Raw genomic sequence first — 23,362 nt, forward strand, 5'->3', positions numbered from 1 at the left:
TTGCCGCATGTCACTTACCACGCTAAATGCGCTATCTCCTCTTGATGGCCGCTACCAATCTAAACTTGATGCTTTACGCCCTTACTTTAGTGAATATGCACTGATTAAACACCGTGCATGGGTAGAGATTGAGTGGCTAAAGGCTTTAGCTGGTGCGCAGGAATTGTCAGAAATCGCAACATTTAGCGAGGAAACCATCAAAGAGTTAGATGCTGCAATTACAAACTTTAGTGAAGCCGATGCTTCACAGGTAAAAGCAATTGAGGCACGCACCAATCATGACGTGAAAGCGCTTGAGTACTGGCTAAAAGAGAAGTTTGATAGCAACCATGAAGTTAAAAAAGCGAGCGAATTTATTCACTTTGCCTGCACCTCAGAAGACATCAATAACTTATCTCACGGTTTAATGCTAAAAACTGCGCGCGATAGCGTGATGTTGCCGTTTTTGAATAGCCTAATCGCACGTTTAACTGAACTATCAGAGCAATTGGCTAATCAGCCAATGCTATCACGCACTCACGGCCAAACAGCATCGCCAACTACGATGGGTAAAGAGTTAGCCAACGTGGTATACCGCTTACAACGTCAGCAAAAACAATTGGCTAGCAATGATATTCTAGGGAAAATCAACGGTGCAGTTGGTAACTTTAATGCGCACTTATCTGCATACCCTGATTTTGACTGGGAAAGCTTTGCAGAACGTTTTGTATCATCATTAGGTCTGACTTATAACCCGATGACCATACAGATTGAACCACATGATTACATGGCAGAGCTTTATGACACACTTGCACGTATTAATACGATTTTAATTGATATCAACCGCGATATTTGGGGTTACATCTCTGTAGGTTACTTTAAACAAAAAGTAAAAGCGGGCGAAATCGGTTCATCGACCATGCCACATAAAGTAAACCCGATTGATTTCGAAAACAGCGAAGGCAATTTAGGTTTAGCGAATGCAGTATTACGCCATATGGCAGAAAAGCTACCAATTTCTCGCTGGCAGCGTGATTTAACCGACTCTACCGTATTGCGTAATATGGGTGTGGCTTTCGGCTACACATTGCTAGGCTATGATTCTTGCTTACGTGGTTTAAATAAATTAGAAATAAACCCTGCGCGTCTAGATGAAGATTTAAACAATAGTTGGGAAGTATTGGCTGAGCCAATTCAAACCGTGATGCGCCGTTATGGTATCGAAAATCCATATGAGCAACTGAAAGAACTGACTCGCGGAAAAGGTGGCATCAATCAAAGCTCATTGCACACATTTATTAGCGGTTTATCTATTCCAGAAGAGGCTAAACAAGCACTACTGGCACTGACACCTGCAACTTACACAGGTAAAGCAGCGGAGCTTGTTAAAACGATCAAGTGAGTTTAAATGCATTTAAAAACTAATGACAAGGCGCTGACTCTTGAATAGGCGCTTTGTCATCTACGTGTATTTTTTATACGTGATTTTTTTCTGTGGGGGCGGGGTCGCATATGCGGATAATAATAGCTACCAAGTAGAAATTGAAGCACCCTCCCCGCTAGCAACATTGCTAAAGAATCATCTCGATATCATCAAATGGCGTCAAAATCCACGCATGTCACCTGGCGAGTGGAAGCGCCTATCCACAGAAGCCCATCAACAAATCAGAGACTTACTGGCAACAGAAGGTTACTTTTCACCAAATATCAACCTGCAAGCCACACAAAATAACAGCGAACATATTGCTAAATTTATGATTGAGCCGGGCAATCCTGCTGTAATAGACAAGGTAGACATCACTTTCACTGGCGACATTACACAGCAACCAGCTAAATCGTCGCCGAGCCAGCAACAAATTCGTGATGAATGGCTACTAAAATCTGGCATGACATTCACTCAGACCGCTTGGTCAGATGCAAAGCGCAACTTACTGAGCAAGCTATTGGTTAACCGTTATCCAAATGCAACCATTACGGACACCAAGGCAATCATCGATGCCAATCAACAAACGGCATCATTGCAAATCAGCGTGGATAGTGGAAGCACAGTACATTTTGGCGACATACAAATTGAAGGCCTGCAACGCTACCCTGAAAGCATCATCCACAACCTTAACCCGATTAAACCTAATGAGGTTTATAGCCAAGCACAGTTACTCACTTTTCAAACCCGTTTACAAGAGAGCGGCTATTTCCGTGTGGTAGAAGTCACCTCAGATGCTAGAGCTGCTTCTCAAGAAAACAACTTGGCGCCAATTAAAGTAAGAGTTGATGAAAATCAATCCATTAAACTCAGCACAGGCGTGGGTTACAGCACCAATACTGGCGCACGTACTCAACTGACCGTAGATCACTTAAACTTGTTTAACCGTAATTGGCGGATGACTTCCAGCCTCAGGCTAGAAGAAAAACTACAATCGATCTCAGGTGTCATTCGGCTACCAACAACAAAAAATGGTTATCGCGATAGTGCCAACGCCGCCACAACACGCACAGAGATTGAAGGACAAACAACCACAGTCACACAAGCAGGTGTGAAGCGCGCGTGGGGAACACTTAAACGTGAGCAATATGTTGGGGCCAATGTACTGTCTGAACACGTTAAGCTAGATAGTGCAGAATCATCCGATAATTATGCAGCGACGCTAGGCTACGGCATTACATTAAGACGCACTGATAACAACTTAAACCCTTCACGAGGTTATTTATTTAACGCTCAGTTTAATGGCGCACCGTTAGCATCGCTTTCCAATGGTACTTTCTTGCAAAGCTACTTTAAAACACAGGCTTATTACCCCATTACCAAAAGCACACAACTCATCGCCCGTGCTGAAATAGGGATGGTGAATGGTAAAAATAGCGCACCAGCAGCTTTTCTATTCCGCGCAGGCGGTGATCAATCGGTACGTGGTTACGGCTTTCAAAGCTTAGGCGTCACTGAAGGCGATGCGATTGTGGGTGGGCGCTATCTGGCCACTGGCAGTATTGAAATCATTCAATGGCTAACACCCGAGTGGGGAGCAGCAATATTTACTGACTTTGGTAATGCCGCTAACACCATTAAAGATTTAAAGCCTGTTTATGGATACGGCTTAGGAGCCAGATGGAAAAGCCCTGTCGGCCCGATTGGTGCTGACATTGCCTACGGACAGGAAACAGACGAATATCGCATGCATTTCAATATCGGGGTGGTATTCTAATGAGACGCTACCTGCAAATTCTACTGGTGAGCATTGCCTTATTGTTATTTCCCTCTGCGCATAGTGAATCAACCATTAGTGTCAGCACCAGCTTAGATACTTTTAGCTACGACCTAGACAGCATCCACCTAAAACTAGAAAAACTCAGCACTCGCTGGCAGCTTTCGCCTTTTGGTGAGGGTGATTTACTCATAGAACAATTAAAAGCAAAGCGCCTGATTATTACCGTTAAAAATAGCGACACTGAATCTACAGAGTCGCCATTACCTAAAAGTATCAAACTGCCGTTTCCCATTACTATTGAACAGTCAGAAATCAACGAAGTGATTGTTGTCACAGGGGAAGATAGGCAGATCTTTCATAACGTAAAATTGAATTTTGAGGGTAATGCAAAAACGCTCAAACTGAATTTGTCTCATGCTACTACCCCGTGGGGAGAAGCATCAGCATACGTCAATATGAGCGCAACCAAACCATTTAACCTATCAGGTGATGTTTCACTCAAAAAAACAAATACGGATTACCCTTATGATGTAAAAGCGCAACTTAGTGGTAATCTCAACACCATCAACATCCATTCAACATCATGGTTAGCACTACAAGATGGAAAAATAAATCTATTAAAATCAGCGACTAAACAAGCAGGTGCACAAATCATCATTGATGCACAGCTTGAGCTGAACAAAAACTATGCAATACATGTACGCGGCCAACTTCTGGAGCTATCTCCTGCTCGTTTAGGCAACTATCCAGAGGCATTGCTCAATGTAGATGTAAAGCTAGATGGCGCACTAAAACCATCACTAAATGCAGCGCTCACCATCACAACACATGATAGCGTTTGGCAACAACAAGCTGTATCAGGTTCAGTAACCGCACAATTAATTGACCAAACACTGGAACAAGTATCGTTTGCAGTGAGTATTGCCAACAATCAAATGAAAGGCACTGGAAACATTAGTAAAGAAAACATGCACTTAGCATGGCAGGCAGATTTACCTGACATGAGTAAACTTGATGAAGCCTACGCTGGGCAAGTAAGTGCAAACGGCACTATTGATGGTGCCATTGATAACCCATCAGCCACACTCAAATTACTCGCCCAGAAACTACGCCTGTCTAAAGACTTACAGATTGAGCACTTAACAGGTGAAGCGAACATGACAGCTGGTGAAAACGGTACTACAGCCGCAAATATTGAAGCACAAACAATCAAGTACGGGAGCTACGCCCCTATCAATGGCAATATCTCACTGAAGGGCACACAAGCTGACCATACCATCACCATTACCGCAGAAAACAAAGACAATAAATTACAAAGCACACTCAAAGGTGGCATTCAACTTAATCAATCCACAGCAAAAAAACAGTGGTTAGGGTTATTGCAACAACTTGATTACGTAGGAGGCACACCTATCAAACTTAAAGACCCTGCCCCGCTCAGTGCGGATATTGAGCAGGTATCACTCAAACAAGCATTACTCACACTGAAAAATGGCGCTATTAATATCGAACACCTACATATAGGCAACGGCATATTAGAAAGCAAAGGTTCTCTAGAGAAGATAACTTTAGATGACTTACCGCCTAACATATTGCAACTACCAACTACGCTGAGCAGTAATGCAGTATTTTCAGGAAAATGGTCACTTGAAACTAGAGAGACAATCAATGCTCACTTCAGTTTGTGGCGTGATAGTGGCGATATCACTTTTAAAAAATCAGACGGCACATCGTTACCATTGGGCTTATCAGAGGTAAAAGCAGAACTTAATGTTACCAACAATGCGTTAGCTGCTAAGGTCAATTTAAATGGTAAAAATATTGGCACACTGAATGCTGAAACATCAACCCGACTCACCAAAACGGATTCAGGCTTTAGCTTACACAATAACGCACCTTTTAAATTAACTAGCAATGCCCAACTCAATACATTGCTGTGGCTTCCCATGCCATCATCCATGTTGGATGCCGACCTTGATGGCAAAATAACGCTCACCGCAAACGCGAACGGCACAATTGAACATCCTAATCTGAGTGGCAGCATTGATGGCGAAAAAATCAGTTTCAACCTGCCCTCAGAGGGGATTCAATTAAGCAATGGTATATTTCAAGCACGCTTTGAAAATGAGCAGCTACACATTGAACAAATGATCTGGCAAGGCGGCTCAGGCAACCTAAGTGCAAACGGCTGGTTAAGGCTTAACCATGGCAAACCAACCATAGACCTCGCTTGGACAGCAGATCAATTTACGATACTTTCCAGAGCAGATCGTCTGCTCACGCTTAGCGGTACAGGTAAAACCATGCTCGCTGACAGCTTACTCAACATTTCGGGTGATTTCACCGTCAACAAAGGCCTGATCGAACTCGCACAAGAAGATACGCCTACGCTAGGTGATGATGTTGTGATTTTAGGACAAGCCGTTGTAGAAAAAGAAACCTCATTACAAATTCTACTCAATGGTTTACATATCAAATTAGGTAATGACTTTACCCTGCGTGGACGTGGTTTAGACGCACAATTAACAGGTGAGTTAACACTAACAGGCCTCACCGAATATAGACCTTATACCGAAGGTAGCATCAATGTCGAAAAAGGCACATTCATGGCTTACGGCCAGATTTTAACGATTGAACGCGGCATTTTAAATTTCAATGGTCCAATGGATAACCCAGGCCTCAATATCCGCGCTATGCGTAATAGTAAACCAGTCAATGCAGGGGTTGAAATAACAGGGAGTGCAACCATTCCGATAGTGAAACTAGTCTCAGATCCCAACGTACCAGAAACAGATAAGCTCGCATGGTTAGTATTAGGGCATGGCACAGAACAAGCAGGTAAAAATGATTTTGCAATACTCTCACTCGCCGCTGGTGCACTATTCTCACAAGGACAATCTGTACCGCTACAAAGCCAAATAGCGCGCGCTGCGGGGCTAGATGAGTTTAGCTTTGCTGGTGGAGATGCAGAAAACGCATCACTTACACTAGGTAAACGACTCAGCTCACAACTGTATCTCAGTTACGCAAAAAGTATCAGCAGCTTACAAGATGTCGCCAGACTCACCTTCAACATCACGCCACGCTGGGCATTACGTGCTGAAGCTGGCAATGAAAGTGCTGTCGATGTGTTATATACTTTCAGCTTCAAGTAAGATTTGGATTCAAACGTATGAGTGATGACAAAAGCAATCCTAGACTAGCAGTACTGATTGATGCAGACAATGCGAGAGCAAATATTATTGAAGGATTGCTTGCTGAAGTAGCCAAATTTGGCGTTGCTAGCGTTAAACGCATATATGGAGACTGGACCACGCCAAATTTAGGTCAATGGAAAACTGTCTTGCTAGAGCACTCAATTATACCAATGCAGCAGTTTCGTTACACCACAGGAAAAAATGCCACTGATAGCGCCATGATTATTGATGCAATGGATTTGCTATATACAGATACTTTTGATGCATTTTGTATAGTTTCAAGTGACAGTGACTTTACAAGATTAGCTTCAAGAATTCGTGAATCTGGCAAACGTGTATACGGCTTTGGTGAGAAAAAAACGCCACGTCCTTTTATAACGGCCTGTGATAGATTTATCTATACAGAAATATTAGTAGTCTCTGCAGATAATGAAATAAACGAAACAGATACTTTAGCTAATACTAGAGAAGGCTCTGTTGAATTAAAAACTGAATCAAAAAAATCAATATCTGACAGTAAAGTGGATGTAAAAAATTCACAGCCAATACCTGGTAATAAATTAAGACAAGATACACGCCTCATGAATCTATTTAGAACAGCTATTGCCGCAGCTTCAGATGAAAATGGGTGGGCTTATTTAGGTCAAGTAGGCACAAACATCGTTAAGCAAGCTCCAGAGTTTGATCCTAGAAATTACAATTATGAAAAATTGAGTGAGCTAGCAATTGCCATTGGTTATTTTGAGATTAATAGAACAGAACAAAGAATTTTAATTAAAGACTCGAAGAAAAAATGAACGAAATCCTAGTCCTCTATTATTCTCAAGGTGGCGCAGTCCGTGAAATGGCGCAACTGATAGCACGTGGTGTACAAAGCGTTGACGGCATCAAAGCACGCATACGCACCGTCCCTAAAGTATCAGCCAACTGTGAAGCCACGGAGTCTGACATCCCCAGTACCGGCGACCCATACGTTGAATTGCAGGATTTAGAAGAGTGCATAGGCTTAGCGTTAGGCAGCCCTACCCGCTTCGGCAATATGGCAGCACCAATGAAATACTTTCTTGATGGCACCACTGCACTTTGGCTAAAAGGTGCTCTAACTGGTAAAGCAGCCGCTGTATTTACCTCTAGCGGCTCTATGCATGGCGGTAACGAAACGACACTCATCACCATGATGCTACCATTAATGCACCACGGCATGATCATGGTCGGATTACCCTATTCAGAACCTGCACTATCAGCCACCACTTCTGGTGGCACACCTTATGGTGCGAGCCATATTGGTGGTGCAATGGACGATAAACCCATCAGCGATGATGAAAAAAAACTGTGTATCGCACTAGGTAAACGTCTCGCTGAGTCTGCGTTAAAGTTATCGAGAAAACTTTAAAAATGGCCAATTTACATCTAGATGCTAGGCAGTTTTTGAGAAGCACGCGAACCGCTATACTCTCAACTCATTCGGCAAAATTTGAAGGCTATCCATTTGGCTCGGTCGCACCGTTTGTATTAGATCACCAATGCCAACCCATCATATTAATTAGCAACATTGCAGAACACACCAAAAATATCGCCGCTAATCCTAAAGTATCATTACTAGTCTTTGCAGGGGCCGAAGACTTACAAGCGAATGCAAGGCTCACGTTGCTAGGTAGCGCCAATGCAATCGATAAAAACGAAGATGCTAACTTACGCGAGCGGTATTTACGTTACCTACCACAAGCGAGCGGCTATTTTGATATGCATGATTTTGCTTTTTATCGTATAAAAATTGAAACAGCGCGCTATATCGCTGGTTTTGGAAAGATGGGCTGGATATCGGGTGATGATTTAATTAATGACATCCCTACAGAGGCATTACTCGCGAATCAGGAAGCACAAATTATTGCACACATGAATGCTGACCATGCCGATAGCCTAGTCCGTTATTGTCAGCACGTGCACGGTGTCAAAGCCCAAAATGCAACCATGCTAGGAATAGATTGCGATGGCTTTGATGTCAACGCCACTGTTGGCGAGAAAACGACGACTTTGCGCTTTGACTTTGAAACAAAAATCCATGATGCCCAATCTGCCAGAGCGGCATTAGTGAGCCTCTCAAAATCAGTCAACCTTTAAAAAACGTGAATAAAATCAACATGCTTAACAAACTTCAACTGGGTGCTTCGATTAGCCTCATCTCACTTATTTTACTCACACTCGCATGGGAAACTATTTTAGCGCCATTAAAACCTGGCGGCTCACTACTCATGCTCAAGACTTTACCGCTATTACTGCCTTTGTTTGGCATTTTGCGAGGCAAACGCTACACCTACCAATGGTCGTGTATGTTCATCTTATTTTACTTCACTGAAGGTGCGGTTCGCGCTTGGGCTGATACAGGTCTTTCTGCCAAACTTGCCCTACTAGAAGTTATCCTAACAATCTTATTTTTTACATGTACGATTTTTTACGCACGACTAACACGTCAACCGAAGCAAATCAGTGTATAAATCATGTCAACAAGCATAAGTTTTTATATCCATACCGCGCCAAACATGCCGTCTTCTACTATAATTTAGTCATGAATATACTATTAGCAAGTTACGCATGAAAATACTGCTCTCAAACGATGATGGCTACTTCGCACCAGGCTTAAATATACTGGCAGAACATATTGCAAAAATTGCAGATATTACAGTCGTAGCCCCTGAAAGAAACAGGAGTGGCGCAAGCAACTCCCTCACGCTTGATCGTCCATTAAGCGTAAAAAAAGCATCTAACGGCTTCTTTTATGTCAACGGCACACCAACAGACTGTGTACATATTGCACTAACAGGGCTTATGGATACCATGCCAGACATGGTGATTAGTGGGATTAATGATGGTGCCAATATGGGAGACGATACGATCTACTCAGGCACTGTTGCTGCGGCCATGGAAGGCTATTTACTTGGTATACCATCCATTGCAGTATCAATGTCCCAACACAACTCGACACACTTTGAAACCGCAGCAAGAGTTGCTGTTGAACTTATTCAGCACTATCAAAAAACTGGATTCAGCTCACCAACTTTGCTTAATGTGAATGTGCCTGACATCCCTTATGAAGCACTGCAAGGTAGAACGGTAACACGCTTAGGAAAACGCCACAAAGCAGAGCCGGTTGTTCAGCTCAAAACGCCTCGTAACGAAACAGTCTACTGGGTTGGTGCTGCTGGCCAACCAAATGACGGCGGTTTAGGCACAGACTTTCATGCGATTGCAAACCAACAAGTGTCTATTTCTCCCATTCAAGTTGATCTAACCTGCCATGCACAGCTGAATGATATAAAACAATGGTTATCTAGCTAACAACACTGGAAATAAAATCTTGGCACTCATTAGATCATCACAAGCTGGTATTGGCATGACATCACAACGTACGCGTGATCGCATGCTAAATCGTCTGCGTGAACAAGGCATTAAAGATGAGGTGGTACTCTCAGCGATAGGTAGTATTCCTCGTCATATATTTGTAGATGAAGCGCTCTCTATTCGCGCCTATGAAGACGTATCGTTGCCAATTGGATTTGGTCAAACTATTTCCCAACCCTACATTGTCGCACGCATGTCTGAACTGCTACGCAATGGTCAATCGATAGAAAAAGCACTAGAAATTGGAACAGGCTGCGGCTATCAAACGGCAGTTTTGTCAAAATTGGCAAAAGAAGTCTACTCGGTAGAACGCATTCGGCCTTTGGTTTTAAAAGCACGCGACCATCTACGCCAACTAAAATGCATCAACGTTAAGCTAGACCACGCTGACGGCAACATGGGACTTGCACAATTAGCACCGTTTGATGCCATTATCGTCACAGCGGCAGCGAGCCATATTCCGCAAGAGTTATTAACACAGCTAGCGATTGGCGGTCGCTTGGTCATTCCTGTCGGCACTGATGAACAAATTTTATATCTGGTAGAGCGCGTCTCTACAAACGATTACCATCAAACACAATTAGAGCCTGTAAAGTTTGTTCCATTACTAGGTGGCACCAGTTCACAATGAATGTAATACGTTATTTTATCATCCTACTAATTTCATCACTTAACTTCGCTTGTAGCACGACCCCAGCACCTGTGATTGACAGAATGCCGCACGGTAAATCAAATAAGTCACAACCCGCATCTATCTCACACAAATCAGGCAGTGACTGGCGACCATCAAGCTATGTTGTCAAAAAAGGCGACACGCTCTATAGCATTGGACTTGAGCATGGTTATGACTACAAAGAAATCGCTCAAGCCAACAACATCAGCGCACCTTACCTCATTAAGATTGGCCAAACACTTAAGTTTTCTACTTTAAATGAAACACCTGCTAATGTAGATACCAGTTCAGCAACTGATAATGCCAATGGCGTAGTCACCTACGCCATTAGCAACGACAGCCCTCAAGAATCCAGCACTACTTCAACAGTTGCCCCACCCAAAACAGTGGCAATTAGTGAACCTAAAGCACTACGTGAACCTTATAGTGATGAGGCCTATAAAAAGCCACTACCAACAGCAAAAACAGTCGCTACGTCACAACCCACCACTAGTGATGCGGTGAAGAAGTCAACTGTAGAAAAAGCAAACGCCGACCCAAAAGCAGAGATAAAAACAGCTGAACCAAAAGTTGAAACAAAACTTAAACTGGAGCCTAATGGCCAAGTAAGTTGGGCATGGCCAACCAAAGGTAAAGTGATTGCCAACTTTAACGATGCTGGTAATAAAGGTATTGATATATCAGGAAAAATGGGACAAGCGATTCATGCTGCTGCCCCCGGTAAAGTCATTTACAGCGGCTCTGACTTGCGTGGCTATGGTAAATTAGTCATCATCAAACATAATGCTACTTACTTGTCTGTGTATGCTAACAATAGTCTGATTTTAGTCAAGGAAGGTCAGCAAGTAAGTAGTGGTCAAAAAATTGCAGAGATGGGTGATACTGATAGCAACACAGTAAAACTACACTTTGAAATTAGGCAACAAGGTAAATCTACAGATCCCATGAAATTTCTCAGTGCGGATTAAGTAAATACCCAAGGAGTAGCATATGGCAAATATTGAACCCAACAAATATCTGAAAAATAAAGACATTAAGCCGGAAAGTAAAGCGAGCGTGCTCTTTGCTACTATACGAATGGGGCTGATGATTATAGGGATTGTAGGCATCGCCCTAGAGCTGTTTCGCGAAGATGGCTTGATATCAAAAGCGATAGGCAGTCTGTTTGAATCAACCACCAGTATGTTGATGATACCTGTGATTATTTTTGGATTATGGTTAATCAACAGGTGGATTAGTACTCCTAATAAATCAGAAACCAAAAAAAGTGGTGACTTACCAATGTATGTAATGATGGCAATTGGTGTTTTCTTCTTAATCAGGTTTTACATGACGGGGTCTTTTTAGATCAATAACAGCCAAACTTTCGTCACCACACATTAGATATGTCCCAGATGTAACTTACTACATATAATAAAAAAGCGGCTTGAAGCCGCTTTTTTATTATTATTACTGCAAGAAATAAATCATCAGCTTTTAGTTAGCCGCTTTCGCTTGCTCTTTATAGTACTCACGCACAGGAGTCATATCAAAATCACGCGCCCATTTGATAATTTCATCAAATGCTGGGGCACCAATTTCACCCACTTGCGCATGGATACCAGCTTGCTCACGAATCACCAAAATACCTGGAATTTGCGTTACTTCGAAATATTCGCCAATTTCTGGGTCTGTTTCTGTATTGACCATACCAAACACGATATCTGGGTTTTTTTCTGCCGCAGCTTCGAATGTAGGCGTGAACGCAACACATGGATCACACCATTGAGCCCAAAAATCAACAATCACAAAAGGATTATTTTCTATCGTTTCTTTAAAATTAGCTTTGGTAAGTGCAATAACTGCCATAATTTTGCCTTTAATTGAATAAGGTAACACCTAAAGATAGCAGTTTATCAGAAGCCATATATTTCGTTAAGTTTTACATTCGCATGCATTACTCACGCTTTAATAGAGTTACCCCAGGCAGCATCAAAAAACAAATCTGACAAAGGCTTTCTCACGCGTTCAGCAGTCTCTTTTGCTAAGGCCTCACCCGCTAAAGTTGCAATATCAGCAGGATATCCAACCGCTACCATTGCCATCAAAGTGTACTGTTCTGGAATATTAAATTCCTTTCGTGTCTTATCCGCATCAAACCCACCCATTTGGTGCGCCATCAGACCCATGCTAGATGCTTGCAAACATAAGTTTTCTGCTGCTGCACCTGTGTCATATTGTGCCCAACGATTTGGCTTTTGATTGTGGCCAAACAAGGTGTCTGCGCAAATCAACAGTAACAATGGTGAGTTCTTTACCCAATCCTGATTACCAGGGACAAGACAATCAAATGCCTGTTGCCAGCTTGCTGCATCTGAGCCTTTATTCCAGACAACAAATCGCCAAGGTTGATCGCCAAAACATGATGGTGCCCATCTTGCGGCCTCAAGTAATGTAATCACTTGCGCGTGTGTAACGCCTTTCGCTGCATCGTAAGCGCGACCACTCCAACGATTAGCAAGCGTAGTATCAATTGGTAATTGGGTAATAGCAGGTTTATGCATGGTTATTTAAGCCTCAATAAATGGGTAATCGGTATAGCCCTTTTCTGTGCCGCCGTAGAATGTTGATGAGTCCGCCTCATTTAAAGGCGCATCTGTTCTAAAACGTTCAACTAAATCAGGATTAGCAATGAATGGTACACCATAAGCCACTACATCTGCATGGCCACTTGCAACAACGGCATTACCACGGGCTTTATCATAAGCTAGATTAGCCATGTAAGGGCCTTTGAACAACTTGCGCAACGCATCAAAGTCAAATGGGTCTGCAATACCACCACCGTGAATACCACCTTCGACCACGTGCAGATAAGCAAGATTAAACTGATTTAATGACTCAGTCACAAAGTTAAACAAGGCTTGCGGATTGCTATCTTTCATATCATTGAAAGGATTCACAGGTGAAATACGCACACCCACTTTATCTGAACCAGCTACATCCACCACAGCTTTTGTCACTTCCAACAAAAATCTCGCACGGTTCTCAAAGCTACCACCATACTGATCAGTACGTTGATTAGTACCATCGCGTAAAAACTGATCAAGTAAATATCCGTTAGCCGCATGAATCTCTACACCATCAAAACCAGCTGCGAGCGCAGATTTAGTCGCATGCACGTAGTCAGCCACAATGCTTGATAACTCATTTGCATCTAATGCACGTGGCTCAACATAATCGACCAGACCTTGATAAGTGAATGCTTTGCCAGCTGGTTTAATTGCGGATGGCGCAACAGGCAATGCGCCATCAGGTAGCAGTGTTGGATGAGAAATACGGCCTACATGCCATAACTGAATCACAATCTTCCCACCTTTTGCATGCACCGCATCGGTAATTTTTTTCCAACCAGCGACTTGAGCATCAGTGTAAATGCCCGGCAATGCAGGGTAGCCATGTGCCATCGCTGATATTGGTGTTGCTTCAGTCACAATCAGCCCAGCGCTTGCACGTTGCTCGTAATATGTCACATTGAGTGGCTGTGGTACGCCGTGCTCACCAGCTCTATTACGTGTCAGTGGAGCCATTACAATACGGTTACTCAATTGCATACTTCCCAGCTTTACTGGGCTAAATAAGTCTAATGCCATTATTACTCCTAATATTCCCGAACGCTCAACCTTAATTGATTGAATAATTTATTTTTTGATTATTTCTTTGGTTTTTCAGCAGAAGGCTTTACTGCCTCAATCAATAACGTAACTTCGATATCATCACCAACTGGTGCATTTGGTTTTACACCCCAACCAAAACCGTAATCAGAGGCCTTAAGTGATGTTTTAGCCTCAAAACCACTGCGCTCACCACCCCATGGATCATTACCAAAACCCAAGACTTTAAACGGCAACACTATTTCTTTAGTCACGCCATTCATGGTGAACTTGCCAGTCATCATACCTACTGTAGCACTCTTTGCTTCAATTTTTGTGCTAACAAAACGCATCTCTGCAAACTGACCCGCGTTCAAGTAATCCTTCTCCTTGATATGCGCATCACGCTTAGCCAACCCACTGTTGACACTAAGTACGTTAATTTTTGCATCAACTGATGAGTTTGCTAAATTGTCGGCATCGATAGAAATATTGCCTGTAATTTCGTTAAATGTGCCAGACGCCTTTGCGACTACGTGACGAACACTCCAGTTAGCAAAACTATGTGCCGTATCAATCTTGTAAGTGACTGGTGCTGCAACGGCCGCATTCATGCCTGAAAATAGTACACCAAACAATAGTGCTGTCGTTTTTAAATGTGAGTATTTCATATCGTATCCTTTTTCTAGACTTGGTTTTTTATCGCAATTTTTAATAAAATTTAGTAGTTATCTATGATTAAACAGTACACTATTCTTCAGTGTAACTTCACCTTGAATGGTTTTTCCAATTCATCACGAGCTATGGTGTTGGTCAAACATGATGGCATAAAGTTGCACACACTGACTCAATGCGGAACATAATATCCCATTGCAAATTAACACCATCATTCAAGTTAATTGAATAATTAAGAGCATGTTATTACTAATGAGAATATACTAATAGCAAATAATTTTGCATGATTTGTTCAAAAAAATTGACTAAGATTCACCAACCCCTATGTCGATAAAACTTTCTTTAGAATCACTTGAAGTTTTAGATGCGATCGCCCGTAAAGGAAGCTTTGCAGCTGCCGCAGAATCACTGTTCCGCGTGCCTTCTGCAGTTACTTATACAGTAAGAAAGCTTGAAGAAGACCTAAACATCAAACTGTTCAACCGTAGCGGCCATCGTGCAGAACTTACTTTAGCTGGAGCAGAGCTGCTCAAAGAAGGTCGTATCCTACTGAACGCAGCCAGTGAGCTAGAATCTAGGGTGAAACGTGTTGCAAAAGGCGTAGAAACTGAATTAACCATCGCTGTCAGTGATTTATTTGATATCACAAGTGTCTATCCTATTCTAGAGAAATTCTATGCCCAGCATTTCGGCACCAGAATAAGATTATCGCAAGAAGTATATGGGGGCAGTTGGGATGCACTCATCAGCGGACGTGCGGACATTGCCTTAGGCGCACCCGGCGACGCACCGCCTAACGCAGGATTTATGACAAAACCAATTGGCACGCTGATGTTTAGCTATGCCGTGGCGCCGCACCACCCGCTTGCCAAATTGGCAGAGCCATTGCAAAATCAAGACATTATCCAATACCGTTCAGTTTCAGCTGCAGATAGCTCACGCAACTTGCCGCCACGCACATCTGGCATTTTAACTGGGCAAGATATGCTATCCGTGCCTAATATGCATTTAAAATTACAAGCGCAAATTGCTGGTCTGGGTGCTGGGTACATCCCACATCAGCTAGCAGAGCAATACGCTAGCAAAGGCCTGCTAATGATTAAACAGGTTGCAGAACCAAAGCATGAAGTCACCATTTTTCTAGCTTGGCGGAGTGACGGCGGCAAAGCACAACAATGGCTCATTAAACAATTCCAATTATTGAACATCAATGATATTTTGTTATCACCAGCACAATGAAAGAAATTAGCATGTCACAAGAACAATTACCAAAGAACTTTTCCACGATCAACAACTTCGCCATCAAGGCGATGCAGTGGCTAAATGGGTTTGCTCACGTCATCATCGGGCTTGCGCTTGCCACCTCAGTCATCATGTTTACTTGGTTGTTTTTTAAGGATGTTTATGCGGCCGCAACTGCACATAACCTTGTGCATGGCTTTTTACATGCACTTGGCACACTGATGTTGCTATGGTCAATTTCCGCACTGATTTCTGCAGAAATACGCTACCTGCAAGGTAGCAAGCTATTAGTAGAAACGTTTGTTGAAGTTGTACTGGTACTATTTTTACGTAAATTAATTGTGATGCCAGTGCAGGATCTTTCACCAACTACAGAAGAGATTGCAACATGGGTAGGTGGCGCTTTTGTGCTAGGTTTAATTTATGTATTAATCCGCTGGGGTCAAAAGCAAAAAGACTAAGCAATTGATTGACTGTATAAAAATATTAGGCCACCTCGAAAAATGACAAGCAATACTGCTAACAGCTTGGAACAAGACCAAGCTTTTATGTCCATCGCGCTAGCCCTAGCAGAACAAGCCGCCATCGCAGGTGAAGTTCCTGTTGGTGCGATTGTTGTGAAAGATGGCGAAATTATAGGTCGCGGCAGCAACGCACCCATCGGCTCACATGACCCTAGTGCACATGCTGAAATTCAGGCCATGCGTAATGCAGCAAAAAACTTAGGTAACTACCGTCTGGTTGACTGCACGCTTTATGTGACTTTAGAGCCATGTGCAATGTGTGCGGGCGCAATACAGCATGCCAGAATTGCCAGACTAGTCTATGGTGCAAATGACCTAAAAACAGGCGCATGTGGCAGTGTAGTAGACCTCATGGGGGAGCAAAAACTTAACCATCATACGCAGGTGATAAGCGGCATACTCGCTGACGAATGCGGGAAAGTGCTATCCAACTTCTTTTCTGAGCGTCGTAAATTAGCGAAACTGCAACGCCAATAATTACACCCAACAGCTGAACATAGCTTGCATAAAAAAAACCCGCCGAAGCGGGTTTTTTAATCTAAACGTATGTATTAACAATCGTTATTAGTCGTTACCACCCATCAAACCCATTAACAAATGTAACAAGCTTGTAAATAGGTTATAGATGCTTAAATAAAGACCTAGTGTTGCCATGACGTAATTGGTTTCACCACCGTTTACGATACGGCTAACATCGTACAAAATAAAGCCAGAGAATAAGATGACACCAACTGCTGACAAAGCAAGTGCCATGGCTGGAATTTGTAGAAAGATATTAGCTAATGAAGCAACAATTAGTAAAATAATACCAACCAATAAGAACTTGCCCATGAAGCTAAAGTCTTTTTTGGTAGTCGTTGCAATACCAGCTAACGTCATCAGAATAATACCTGTACCGCCAGCCGCTAAACCAACGATTTGTGCACCATTACTCAGGTTAAGTGCATGTTGTAGAATTGGGCCAAGCAACATCCCCATTAAGAATGTTAGGCCTAATAAAAGTACCACACCAAAACTGCTGTTACGGTTAGCTGAAATTGCTGCAAATAGACCGTACATCACAGCCATTGCACCAATTGCAAAAATAAATGGATGTTGCTGTGCAATCGCAAAATTCATGCTCATGCCGATAAAAGCACCAATCACTGTTGGAATCATTGTCAAACCCAACAGCGCGTATGTATTACGCAAGACTCGATTCGTCGCTAACTGTGCCGACTCTGAACGACCTAATACTGGGGTGTTGTCTAACATTATTTATTTCCTTTATATTAAAAATACTACTAACACTAAGATACCTATTAAGGCTATAAGTTTCAAGTAAAATTTATAGTTGAAACAGTCTAAAACGGGAAACCCATAGCTGAAAGTATGTAAGCCATTAATAACAACATAGCCCATACAAAAACTGTCATTGATATGCTTCTTTCGCTTTCTGAATTTGTATAGAAAAAGTGTCCATATAAAGTTGTAAACCTATTCATACCCAACATAAAACCTATTATTGCAGGCAAGATTATAGACACTAGCAATAAATAATTACCTGGTACGCCATAAAGTAAACGGACAGGATTCTTAAAGTAAAGAATATACTTTCTTGCTCCACTGAATATTAAGGACAGTACGATGATGATGCTAAAATTAAAAGCGATAGGCGCCAATATCGCTGTACCCAACCTATCTAATAGACTAGGTTTTTCGTCATCTTGTAAGTGATTGGCTTTATTTTGCATCACATTATTTTTAATAGCTTATTTCATTGTTGGCTTGGATTAGTCTATTCACCTAAGTAAACAGCTCACCCTCTACAACACCAACCTGTGCGACTTGATGCACTGCCCGAACAAACTCAGCACTTTCATGCAGTGCATCCATCGTTAATGGGTGCCTATGCCCATGCATACGTGCTAATCGGCTCAGGCTTTGTGCGGAGATAGTCCAGTTTAGATTGTCCAACAGCTCATCTGCCATGGCTGGCTGATTGCATAACAACACCATATCACACCCTGCATTAAGTGCTTCTAAAGCACGTGTTGTGACATCACCGCCTGCGGTTGCTGCTTCCATGCTTAAATCGTCACTAAAAATCACACCATTAAAGCCTAAGCGTTCTCGCAATATTTTTTGCAACCAGCGCAGTGAAAATCCAGCAGGTTTATTATCCACTTTAGCGTAAATCACATGGGCAGGCATAATCGCCTGAATACCATCATCAATCAGCATTCTAAACGGTTGCATATCGTGCTGTGCAATCTGGTCAAACTCACGCTCATCCACTGGCATACTCACATGCGAATCTGCGACCACAAAACCGTGCCCTGGAAAGTGCTTACCAACGGCCGCCATGCCGCCTTTTTTTAAACCTTGCATTAGTGCATACGCTAAATCACTAATCGCTTGTGAATTTAGATGAAACGCACGGTCGCCAATGACTAAGCTATCCCCATAATCCATGTCCAGCACTGGCGTGAAGCTAAAATCCACACCATGTGCACGTAGCTCTGCCGCTAAAATCCAACCCGCTTCTGTGGCTAGCTCTTTGGCTTTTTTAGGATTTTTATCCCAAATCTTACCGAACTCGCGCATGGGTGGAATTTTAGTAAAGCCATCTCTGAAACGCTGTACACGTCCGCCTTCATGATCAACTGCAATCAACAAGGGCGGTTGACGTACTGCATGAATACTTGCAGTAAGCGCTTTAAGCTGTGCATTATTTTCATAATTACGTTTAAATAGAATTACACCACCAACGAGTGGGTGCTTTAAACGTCGTATGTCGTCATCGGTTAACTCTGTGCCAACAACATCTAACATGACTGGACCTAAACTCATGCAATCTCTTTTCTTAATCTGGTTTTCTAACATCTAAAGCGTCGCGCAAATAGTCTCCGCCTAGATTAATGGCTAAAATCAAACTCATCAAGCATCCGCCTACAATTAATACATAATGCGGCGCAATTAACATATAGCGCACAGCATCTCGCAACATCGCGCCCCACGACGCATCTGGCGCCTGTATCCCTAAACCAAGAAATGACAAGCTAGCCTCTGCAATCATGACGCTCGCTAAGCTATAAGTGGCTTCTACCACTAAAATAGAAGCTAATAAAGGCAATATATGCCGAAACAGTAATCGCGGCACCCCTGCACCTAATGACTCTGCGGCCTGCACGTGTTGGCGATGACGCAAACTTAAGGTCTGTCCACGCGTTAATCGCGCATAACTGACCCAACCTGTTAGACATAAAGCCATGATTAAGTTGCCAAGCCCAGGGCCAAGCACGGCAGCAAAAGCGATGGCTAATAAAATACCAGGGAACGCTAAAAAAATATCGGTTATTTGCATCAGCACGGCATCTACCCTGCCCCCGTAGAATCCAGCCAGTAAGCCGACAAGCACGCCGATTGTCATCGTCACGCCAGTGACGATGAGCGCGACCAAGAACGATACTTCAACCCCACTTAACACGCGCGCTAAAATATCACGGCCTAAATCATCAGCGCCAAACCAATGCTGGGCAGTAGGTGATTGTAAAATCACCTTGAGATCAATCGCATTAGGGTTAAGCTGAAGTACATTGCCAAGCAACACAGCGATAAGCCAAAACGCTAAAATTGAATAGGAAGTAAATTTCATTGAATAGTCTTACGATTAACGTCCTTAAGCATGGCGAACTCTTGGGTCGGCCAATCGATATAAAACATCCGTAGCCAGATTCACCAGCACATAACTTAAAGCAACAATCAGCACGCAAGCTTGTGTGACAGGATAATCACGTTTTTCTATACTCTCCACCAGTAATCGCCCCACACCATCCCAGCTAAAAATGGTTTCGGTAATTACCGTACCAGCAAGCAAGCTACCCATCTGCAAACCAACAATCGTAATAATCGGCAACAATGCTGCACGCAAGGCATGACGCAATATCACGGTTTGCTCACTTAAGCCTTTAGCGCGTGCAGTACGAATATAATCATCGTTTAACACCTCTAGTAAACTGGTGCGTGTCATCCGCGTAAGAATTGCGCTTAAGCCAAAACCCAAAGTGACGGCGGGTAAAATAATGGATGAGCCTGAGTCCATCCCACTCACTGGCAACCAACCCAACCAGACTGCGAATATGAGCATCAATACTGGCCCAAGCCAGAATGCAGGCATCGCTGACAAACGCACAGAAACGATGGTCACTATAAAATCTTGCCAGTGCCCAGCTTTAAGCGCGGCAAAAATACCTAGTGGCACACCCACCACAATACCAATCAATAAGGATAGCAAGGCCAGTTTCAAAGTGGCAGGATAACGTGCTTGAATCAGATCAATAATCGGGGTTTGCGTATGAATAGATTTGCCAAGGTCACCTTGCGCCAGCTTTGCCAAATAGCTGCCAAACTGCTTAACCAGTGGCTGGTCCAGCCCTAAGTCCGCACGTAACGCTTCTCTATCTGCCATGTTTGCCGACTCGCCCAACATGACATCGACAGGATCGCCTGGTACCAAATGAATCAGCAAGAAAGTAAGTAGCAATACGCCAAAAATGACTGTCAACAAGCTCGTTAAACGTTTGATGATATTCATCGACGTTGCTCACCATATCGATAGTGATGATTGATTAATGACATACACACTAAATAATACTGTTTCAGCACTTGGCATGCTATAGTAACCCTTAAAAAAATCAGCATTACTCAGCAATCATCACAGAAGTGCCTACTGGCACCATATTAAACAACTCAACGATGTCAGTATTGCGCATACGGATGCATCCGTGCGAGTCAGGACTTCCAACGGCAACACTATCAGGCGTGCCATGGATATAAATATAGCGTTGCATCGTGTCTACATTGCCTAATCTATTTTTACCTAGCTCGTTACCAGATAGCCACAAGATGCGGGTCAGTATCCAGTCTCGCTCAGGAAATTCCGCCATCAATTCCGGTGTACAGATTTCACCTGTTGGCCTACGGCCGACAAATACGGCATTGAGTGGCTGCTGATCGCCGATTCTGGCGCGAATGATATGTGCGCCTAGTGGCGTACAACCGCTATTTTTCTCGCAACCTACGCCATTAGCCGCGCTGGATATCGCGTATTGCGCTTTCACCTTACCCGACTCATCAAGCAAGGTTAGTTTCTGTTGCAGAATAGAAATATTAATGTGCATATTTACGTATTGTAGCTAAATCGTCCCAGTTGCCATCTGATTTTGGTAAGTAGTTGCTGATTTCTTTATTAAACACCGCAAACTGCCCCTCATACCATAGTGGAATATAAGGCAATTGTTCATGAATTCTGTCGGTTGCCGCCTGCCAGTCCTCTTTTGCAAGCAAGCTATCTAACTTTGCATCTGAAAACCGACCACGATTAAACCCATTAGGCGGAAAATGATTGGTACTAAATACTTTGGTATAGATTTCAGGTGTTTTGATACCCACCCAAGTGAGCCCAAACAATTGGAAATTGCCTTGTTGGACATCTTCAAAAAATGTACCCCAGTCTAAACTCCGAATCTCCAACTCTATCCCAGCAGGGCGCATTTGCGCTTGCAATATTGTTGCGATACGCACGCGTTGCGCATCTGTAGAAGTTTTATAGACAAGCTTGATTGGCAAACTAAGCCCAGCTTCAGTGAGTAAGCGTTTAGCAAGCTCGGGGTTGTAATCATAAGCTTTTAAATGATGGTTACCAGCATAATGCTCTGGCGGCAAAATGGCACCTGCAATACGCGTGTGATTAACCATGACTTTATCAATTAAAGCTTGTCGATCAATCGCATGTGCAATGGCTTGCCTTACTTTAAGGTTGCTTAGCACAGGGTCTTGCATATTCAGGCCCAAATAGGAGTAATTGGCGCCTAGGCCAGTCTTTACAGTGACCTCAGGCTTGGTTTGCAGGTACTTTACCAGTTCAGCAGGTAGCTCGCCTTGCAACAAATCAGTTTCACCGCGTAATAACTTCAGCACACGCACAGTCGGATCTTTCACTTCACTGAGTGTAATAATTTGCCCATCAGCGACTCTACGCAACACTAACTTGTTATTCTTTTCAACAAAAGCCAGTGGGCCACTCCCTATTGGGTAGCGCGCAAAGTCATGCTGTTGTTCAAGTAACCGTTTCGGCATAATCCCGATAATCAATTTCTCTGCAAAATAGGGGTCTGGCTGTTTAAGATAAAAAGTCAGATGGTCTTGATCGTGCACGGTGATTTTTTGAATATTGGCATACTCAGCGCTGAGTGGTGAATTAGCCAATTGGATAATCGCATCATAAGTCGCTTTTACGTCCTCAGCATTAAGCGGCTGTTCATTGTGAAATAGTGGGCGCGGTGACCTTAAAGAAACAAGATATTCAGTTGCACTGACCATCTGCCATGATGCCAATTTAGGGGTTGGTTTAAAGTGTTGATCAAAATCGACCAGGGGCTGATAAATTAATCGAATCACACGCTCAGATGCTGCATCTGTCGCCACTCTGGGATCTAAACTTAACGGCGCTTGAGATAGCGCAAAGTGAATAGGTGCTAATTGATGCACACTCGCATCTTTACTTGTATCTTCTCTTGCAAAATCACAGGCAGTAAGCTGCAAAAAACAGATTACCAATAAAAAATTCAATACTTTCATGTGCGGTAGTTTACTTGATTTACAAAAGTTAGGATTCAAACTAGCCAATGAAAACAGCCTTTTCTAAAAATTTTTGAGTTCTATTCATCTACATTTAATTTTTTGAATCGCAAACGATTTGATTTGAATCAAATGCCATAAACCAAAGCTGCGACAAAATGCCACGTGTAAACTCGCAATAAATTATTAATGGCATTTTAAAAGCACTTTGGGGGAGAAC

Annotated in this window: 25 protein-coding genes; 14 read left to right on the top strand and 11 right to left on the bottom strand. The window is 42.9% G+C overall.

Features of this window, described 5'->3' with window-relative positions; translation table 11 throughout:
- Positions 1-7 precede the first annotated feature (7 nt).
- The 11 genes from purB (at position 8) to A391_RS0110545 (ending at position 11,798) form a co-directional block, all read left to right on the top strand.
- On the top strand, positions 8-1,381 hold the full coding sequence (gene purB, locus A391_RS0110495; protein ID WP_019899245.1) for an adenylosuccinate lyase: 1,374 nt from the start codon (positions 8-10) through the stop codon (positions 1,379-1,381).
- Positions 1,382-1,421: 40 nt separating this feature from the next.
- A complete protein-coding gene (locus tag A391_RS0110500) occupies positions 1,422-3,179 on the top strand; it encodes an autotransporter assembly complex protein TamA (protein WP_019899247.1) in 1,758 nt (585 codons plus the stop codon).
- Positions 3,179-6,337, top strand: a complete 3,159-nt coding sequence (locus tag A391_RS0110505; RefSeq protein WP_019899249.1) for a translocation/assembly module TamB domain-containing protein — start codon at positions 3,179-3,181, stop codon at positions 6,335-6,337. Before A391_RS0110500 ends, A391_RS0110505 begins: the two co-directional genes overlap by 1 nt.
- A 17-nt stretch (positions 6,338-6,354) precedes the next feature.
- Entirely contained in the window at positions 6,355-7,176 is an 822-nt protein-coding gene (locus A391_RS0110510; protein ID WP_019899250.1) for an NYN domain-containing protein, read from the top strand.
- Positions 7,173-7,772: an NAD(P)H:quinone oxidoreductase gene (gene wrbA, locus A391_RS0110515; RefSeq protein ID WP_019899251.1), complete on the top strand. Its 600-nt coding sequence runs from the start codon at positions 7,173-7,175 to the stop codon at positions 7,770-7,772. Before A391_RS0110510 ends, wrbA begins: the two co-directional genes overlap by 4 nt.
- 2 nt (positions 7,773-7,774) lie before the next feature.
- A complete protein-coding gene (locus A391_RS0110520) occupies positions 7,775-8,500 on the top strand; it encodes a HugZ family protein (protein WP_019899252.1) in 726 nt (241 codons plus the stop codon).
- Between the two features lie 20 nt (positions 8,501-8,520).
- Positions 8,521-8,874 (top strand): DUF2069 domain-containing protein, encoded by a 354-nt coding sequence (locus A391_RS0110525; RefSeq protein WP_029144126.1) that lies wholly within the window; start codon positions 8,521-8,523, stop codon positions 8,872-8,874.
- A gap of 97 nt (positions 8,875-8,971) precedes the next feature.
- Positions 8,972-9,715: a 5'/3'-nucleotidase SurE gene (gene surE, locus A391_RS0110530; protein ID WP_019899254.1), complete on the top strand. Its 744-nt coding sequence runs from the start codon at positions 8,972-8,974 to the stop codon at positions 9,713-9,715.
- Between the two features lie 55 nt (positions 9,716-9,770).
- Entirely contained in the window at positions 9,771-10,409 is a 639-nt protein-coding gene (locus A391_RS0110535; RefSeq protein WP_036303770.1) for a protein-L-isoaspartate(D-aspartate) O-methyltransferase, read from the top strand.
- Complete coding sequence (locus A391_RS0110540; protein WP_019899256.1) at positions 10,406-11,419, top strand: peptidoglycan DD-metalloendopeptidase family protein; 1,014 nt, start codon at positions 10,406-10,408, stop codon at positions 11,417-11,419. The genes A391_RS0110535 and A391_RS0110540 overlap by 4 nt, the downstream gene beginning before the upstream one ends.
- Positions 11,420-11,441: 22 nt before the next feature.
- Complete coding sequence (locus A391_RS0110545; protein WP_019899257.1) at positions 11,442-11,798, top strand: hypothetical protein; 357 nt, start codon at positions 11,442-11,444, stop codon at positions 11,796-11,798.
- Positions 11,799-11,927: 129 nt separating this feature from the next.
- Here A391_RS0110545 and A391_RS0110550 read toward each other — a convergent pair whose 3' ends face one another.
- The 4 genes from A391_RS0110550 to A391_RS0110565 form a co-directional block, all read right to left on the bottom strand.
- Positions 11,928-12,299, bottom strand: coding sequence for a thioredoxin family protein (locus tag A391_RS0110550; protein ID WP_019899258.1), 372 nt, complete (start codon positions 12,297-12,299; stop codon positions 11,928-11,930).
- 92 nt (positions 12,300-12,391) lie between these two features.
- Positions 12,392-12,994, bottom strand: coding sequence for a nitroreductase family protein (locus tag A391_RS0110555; RefSeq protein WP_019899259.1), 603 nt, complete (start codon positions 12,992-12,994; stop codon positions 12,392-12,394).
- 6 nt (positions 12,995-13,000) lie between these two features.
- Positions 13,001-14,080 carry an alkene reductase gene (locus tag A391_RS0110560; protein WP_019899260.1) on the bottom strand — a complete coding sequence of 360 codons (1,080 nt, stop codon included), beginning with the start codon at positions 14,078-14,080 and terminating at the stop codon, positions 13,001-13,003.
- Between the two features lie 59 nt (positions 14,081-14,139).
- The gene (locus A391_RS0110565; protein WP_019899262.1) at positions 14,140-14,751 is read right to left on the bottom strand and encodes a YceI family protein; all 612 of its coding nucleotides are present in this window, start codon (positions 14,749-14,751) and stop codon (positions 14,140-14,142) included.
- Positions 14,752-15,079: 328 nt separating this feature from the next.
- On the opposite strand from A391_RS0110565, the gene A391_RS0110570 reads away from it, so the two are divergent.
- Genes A391_RS0110570 through tadA form a run of 3 tightly spaced genes read left to right on the top strand, consistent with a single transcriptional unit; the run spans position 15,080 to position 16,998 of the window.
- On the top strand, positions 15,080-15,994 hold the full coding sequence (locus tag A391_RS0110570; RefSeq protein WP_019899264.1) for a LysR family transcriptional regulator: 915 nt from the start codon (positions 15,080-15,082) through the stop codon (positions 15,992-15,994).
- Positions 15,995-16,005: 11 nt separating this feature from the next.
- Entirely contained in the window at positions 16,006-16,458 is a 453-nt protein-coding gene (locus A391_RS0110575; protein ID WP_029144127.1) for a phosphate-starvation-inducible PsiE family protein, read from the top strand.
- Between the two features lie 42 nt (positions 16,459-16,500).
- A complete protein-coding gene (tadA, locus tag A391_RS0110580) occupies positions 16,501-16,998 on the top strand; it encodes a tRNA adenosine(34) deaminase TadA (RefSeq protein ID WP_019899268.1) in 498 nt (165 codons plus the stop codon).
- Positions 16,999-17,085: 87 nt separating this feature from the next.
- Here the strand turns inward: tadA and A391_RS0110585 are convergent, their stop codons facing one another.
- From A391_RS0110585 to A391_RS0110615, 7 genes are all read right to left on the bottom strand, one after another.
- The gene (locus tag A391_RS0110585; protein WP_019899270.1) at positions 17,086-17,775 is read right to left on the bottom strand and encodes a Bax inhibitor-1/YccA family protein; all 690 of its coding nucleotides are present in this window, start codon (positions 17,773-17,775) and stop codon (positions 17,086-17,088) included.
- A gap of 89 nt (positions 17,776-17,864) precedes the next feature.
- Positions 17,865-18,254: a hypothetical protein gene (locus A391_RS0110590; protein WP_019899271.1), complete on the bottom strand. Its 390-nt coding sequence runs from the start codon at positions 18,252-18,254 to the stop codon at positions 17,865-17,867.
- Positions 18,255-18,306: 52 nt separating this feature from the next.
- Positions 18,307-19,353 carry a beta-N-acetylhexosaminidase gene (gene nagZ / locus A391_RS0110595; RefSeq protein WP_029144128.1) on the bottom strand — a complete coding sequence of 349 codons (1,047 nt, stop codon included), beginning with the start codon at positions 19,351-19,353 and terminating at the stop codon, positions 18,307-18,309.
- Between the two features lie 13 nt (positions 19,354-19,366).
- A complete protein-coding gene (locus tag A391_RS0110600) occupies positions 19,367-20,158 on the bottom strand; it encodes an ABC transporter permease (RefSeq protein WP_019899273.1) in 792 nt (263 codons plus the stop codon).
- Positions 20,159-20,182: 24 nt separating this feature from the next.
- Positions 20,183-21,097 carry a nickel ABC transporter permease gene (gene nikB, locus A391_RS0110605; protein WP_019899274.1) on the bottom strand — a complete coding sequence of 305 codons (915 nt, stop codon included), beginning with the start codon at positions 21,095-21,097 and terminating at the stop codon, positions 20,183-20,185.
- A gap of 106 nt (positions 21,098-21,203) precedes the next feature.
- A complete protein-coding gene (locus A391_RS0110610) occupies positions 21,204-21,683 on the bottom strand; it encodes a L,D-transpeptidase (RefSeq protein WP_019899275.1) in 480 nt (159 codons plus the stop codon).
- Positions 21,673-23,142 carry an ABC transporter substrate-binding protein gene (locus A391_RS0110615; RefSeq protein WP_019899276.1) on the bottom strand — a complete coding sequence of 490 codons (1,470 nt, stop codon included), beginning with the start codon at positions 23,140-23,142 and terminating at the stop codon, positions 21,673-21,675. Before A391_RS0110615 ends, A391_RS0110610 begins: the two co-directional genes overlap by 11 nt.
- Positions 23,143-23,362 lie beyond the last annotated feature (220 nt).

Origin of the sequence: Methylotenera mobilis 13 (genome assembly GCF_000384255.1) — a bacterium.
GTDB classification, from domain to species: domain Bacteria; phylum Pseudomonadota; class Gammaproteobacteria; order Burkholderiales; family Methylophilaceae; genus Methylotenera; species Methylotenera mobilis_B.

Excerpts from the sequence above, each read along its gene's own strand:
- A391_RS0110560 (WP_019899260.1), bottom strand. The coding sequence starts at position 14,080 with ATGGCATTAGACTTATTTAGCCCAGTAAAGCTGGGAAGTATGCAATTG.
- nikB (WP_019899274.1), bottom strand. The coding sequence starts at position 21,097 with ATGAATATCATCAAACGTTTAACGAGCTTGTTGACAGTCATTTTTGGC.
- A391_RS0110525 (WP_029144126.1), top strand. The coding sequence starts at position 8,521 with ATGCTTAACAAACTTCAACTGGGTGCTTCGATTAGCCTCATCTCACTT.
- A391_RS0110610 (WP_019899275.1), bottom strand. The coding sequence starts at position 21,683 with ATGCACATTAATATTTCTATTCTGCAACAGAAACTAACCTTGCTTGAT.
- A391_RS0110600 (WP_019899273.1), bottom strand. The coding sequence starts at position 20,158 with ATGAAATTTACTTCCTATTCAATTTTAGCGTTTTGGCTTATCGCTGTG.
- A391_RS0110585 (WP_019899270.1), bottom strand. The coding sequence starts at position 17,775 with ATGTTAGACAACACCCCAGTATTAGGTCGTTCAGAGTCGGCACAGTTA.
- A391_RS0110590 (WP_019899271.1), bottom strand. The coding sequence starts at position 18,254 with ATGCAAAATAAAGCCAATCACTTACAAGATGACGAAAAACCTAGTCTA.
- purB (WP_019899245.1), top strand. The coding sequence starts at position 8 with ATGTCACTTACCACGCTAAATGCGCTATCTCCTCTTGATGGCCGCTAC.
- nagZ (WP_029144128.1), bottom strand. The coding sequence starts at position 19,353 with ATGAGTTTAGGTCCAGTCATGTTAGATGTTGTTGGCACAGAGTTAACC.
- A391_RS0110540 (WP_019899256.1), top strand. The coding sequence starts at position 10,406 with ATGAATGTAATACGTTATTTTATCATCCTACTAATTTCATCACTTAAC.
- A391_RS0110510 (WP_019899250.1), top strand. The coding sequence starts at position 6,355 with ATGAGTGATGACAAAAGCAATCCTAGACTAGCAGTACTGATTGATGCA.
- A391_RS0110545 (WP_019899257.1), top strand. The coding sequence starts at position 11,442 with ATGGCAAATATTGAACCCAACAAATATCTGAAAAATAAAGACATTAAG.
- A391_RS0110535 (WP_036303770.1), top strand. The coding sequence starts at position 9,771 with ATGACATCACAACGTACGCGTGATCGCATGCTAAATCGTCTGCGTGAA.
- A391_RS0110505 (WP_019899249.1), top strand. The coding sequence starts at position 3,179 with ATGAGACGCTACCTGCAAATTCTACTGGTGAGCATTGCCTTATTGTTA.
- A391_RS0110615 (WP_019899276.1), bottom strand. The coding sequence starts at position 23,142 with ATGAAAGTATTGAATTTTTTATTGGTAATCTGTTTTTTGCAGCTTACT.
- wrbA (WP_019899251.1), top strand. The coding sequence starts at position 7,173 with ATGAACGAAATCCTAGTCCTCTATTATTCTCAAGGTGGCGCAGTCCGT.
- A391_RS0110570 (WP_019899264.1), top strand. The coding sequence starts at position 15,080 with ATGTCGATAAAACTTTCTTTAGAATCACTTGAAGTTTTAGATGCGATC.
- A391_RS0110565 (WP_019899262.1), bottom strand. The coding sequence starts at position 14,751 with ATGAAATACTCACATTTAAAAACGACAGCACTATTGTTTGGTGTACTA.
- surE (WP_019899254.1), top strand. The coding sequence starts at position 8,972 with ATGAAAATACTGCTCTCAAACGATGATGGCTACTTCGCACCAGGCTTA.
- A391_RS0110520 (WP_019899252.1), top strand. The coding sequence starts at position 7,775 with ATGGCCAATTTACATCTAGATGCTAGGCAGTTTTTGAGAAGCACGCGA.
- A391_RS0110575 (WP_029144127.1), top strand. The coding sequence starts at position 16,006 with ATGTCACAAGAACAATTACCAAAGAACTTTTCCACGATCAACAACTTC.
- A391_RS0110555 (WP_019899259.1), bottom strand. The coding sequence starts at position 12,994 with ATGCATAAACCTGCTATTACCCAATTACCAATTGATACTACGCTTGCT.
- A391_RS0110550 (WP_019899258.1), bottom strand. The coding sequence starts at position 12,299 with ATGGCAGTTATTGCACTTACCAAAGCTAATTTTAAAGAAACGATAGAA.
- tadA (WP_019899268.1), top strand. The coding sequence starts at position 16,501 with ATGACAAGCAATACTGCTAACAGCTTGGAACAAGACCAAGCTTTTATG.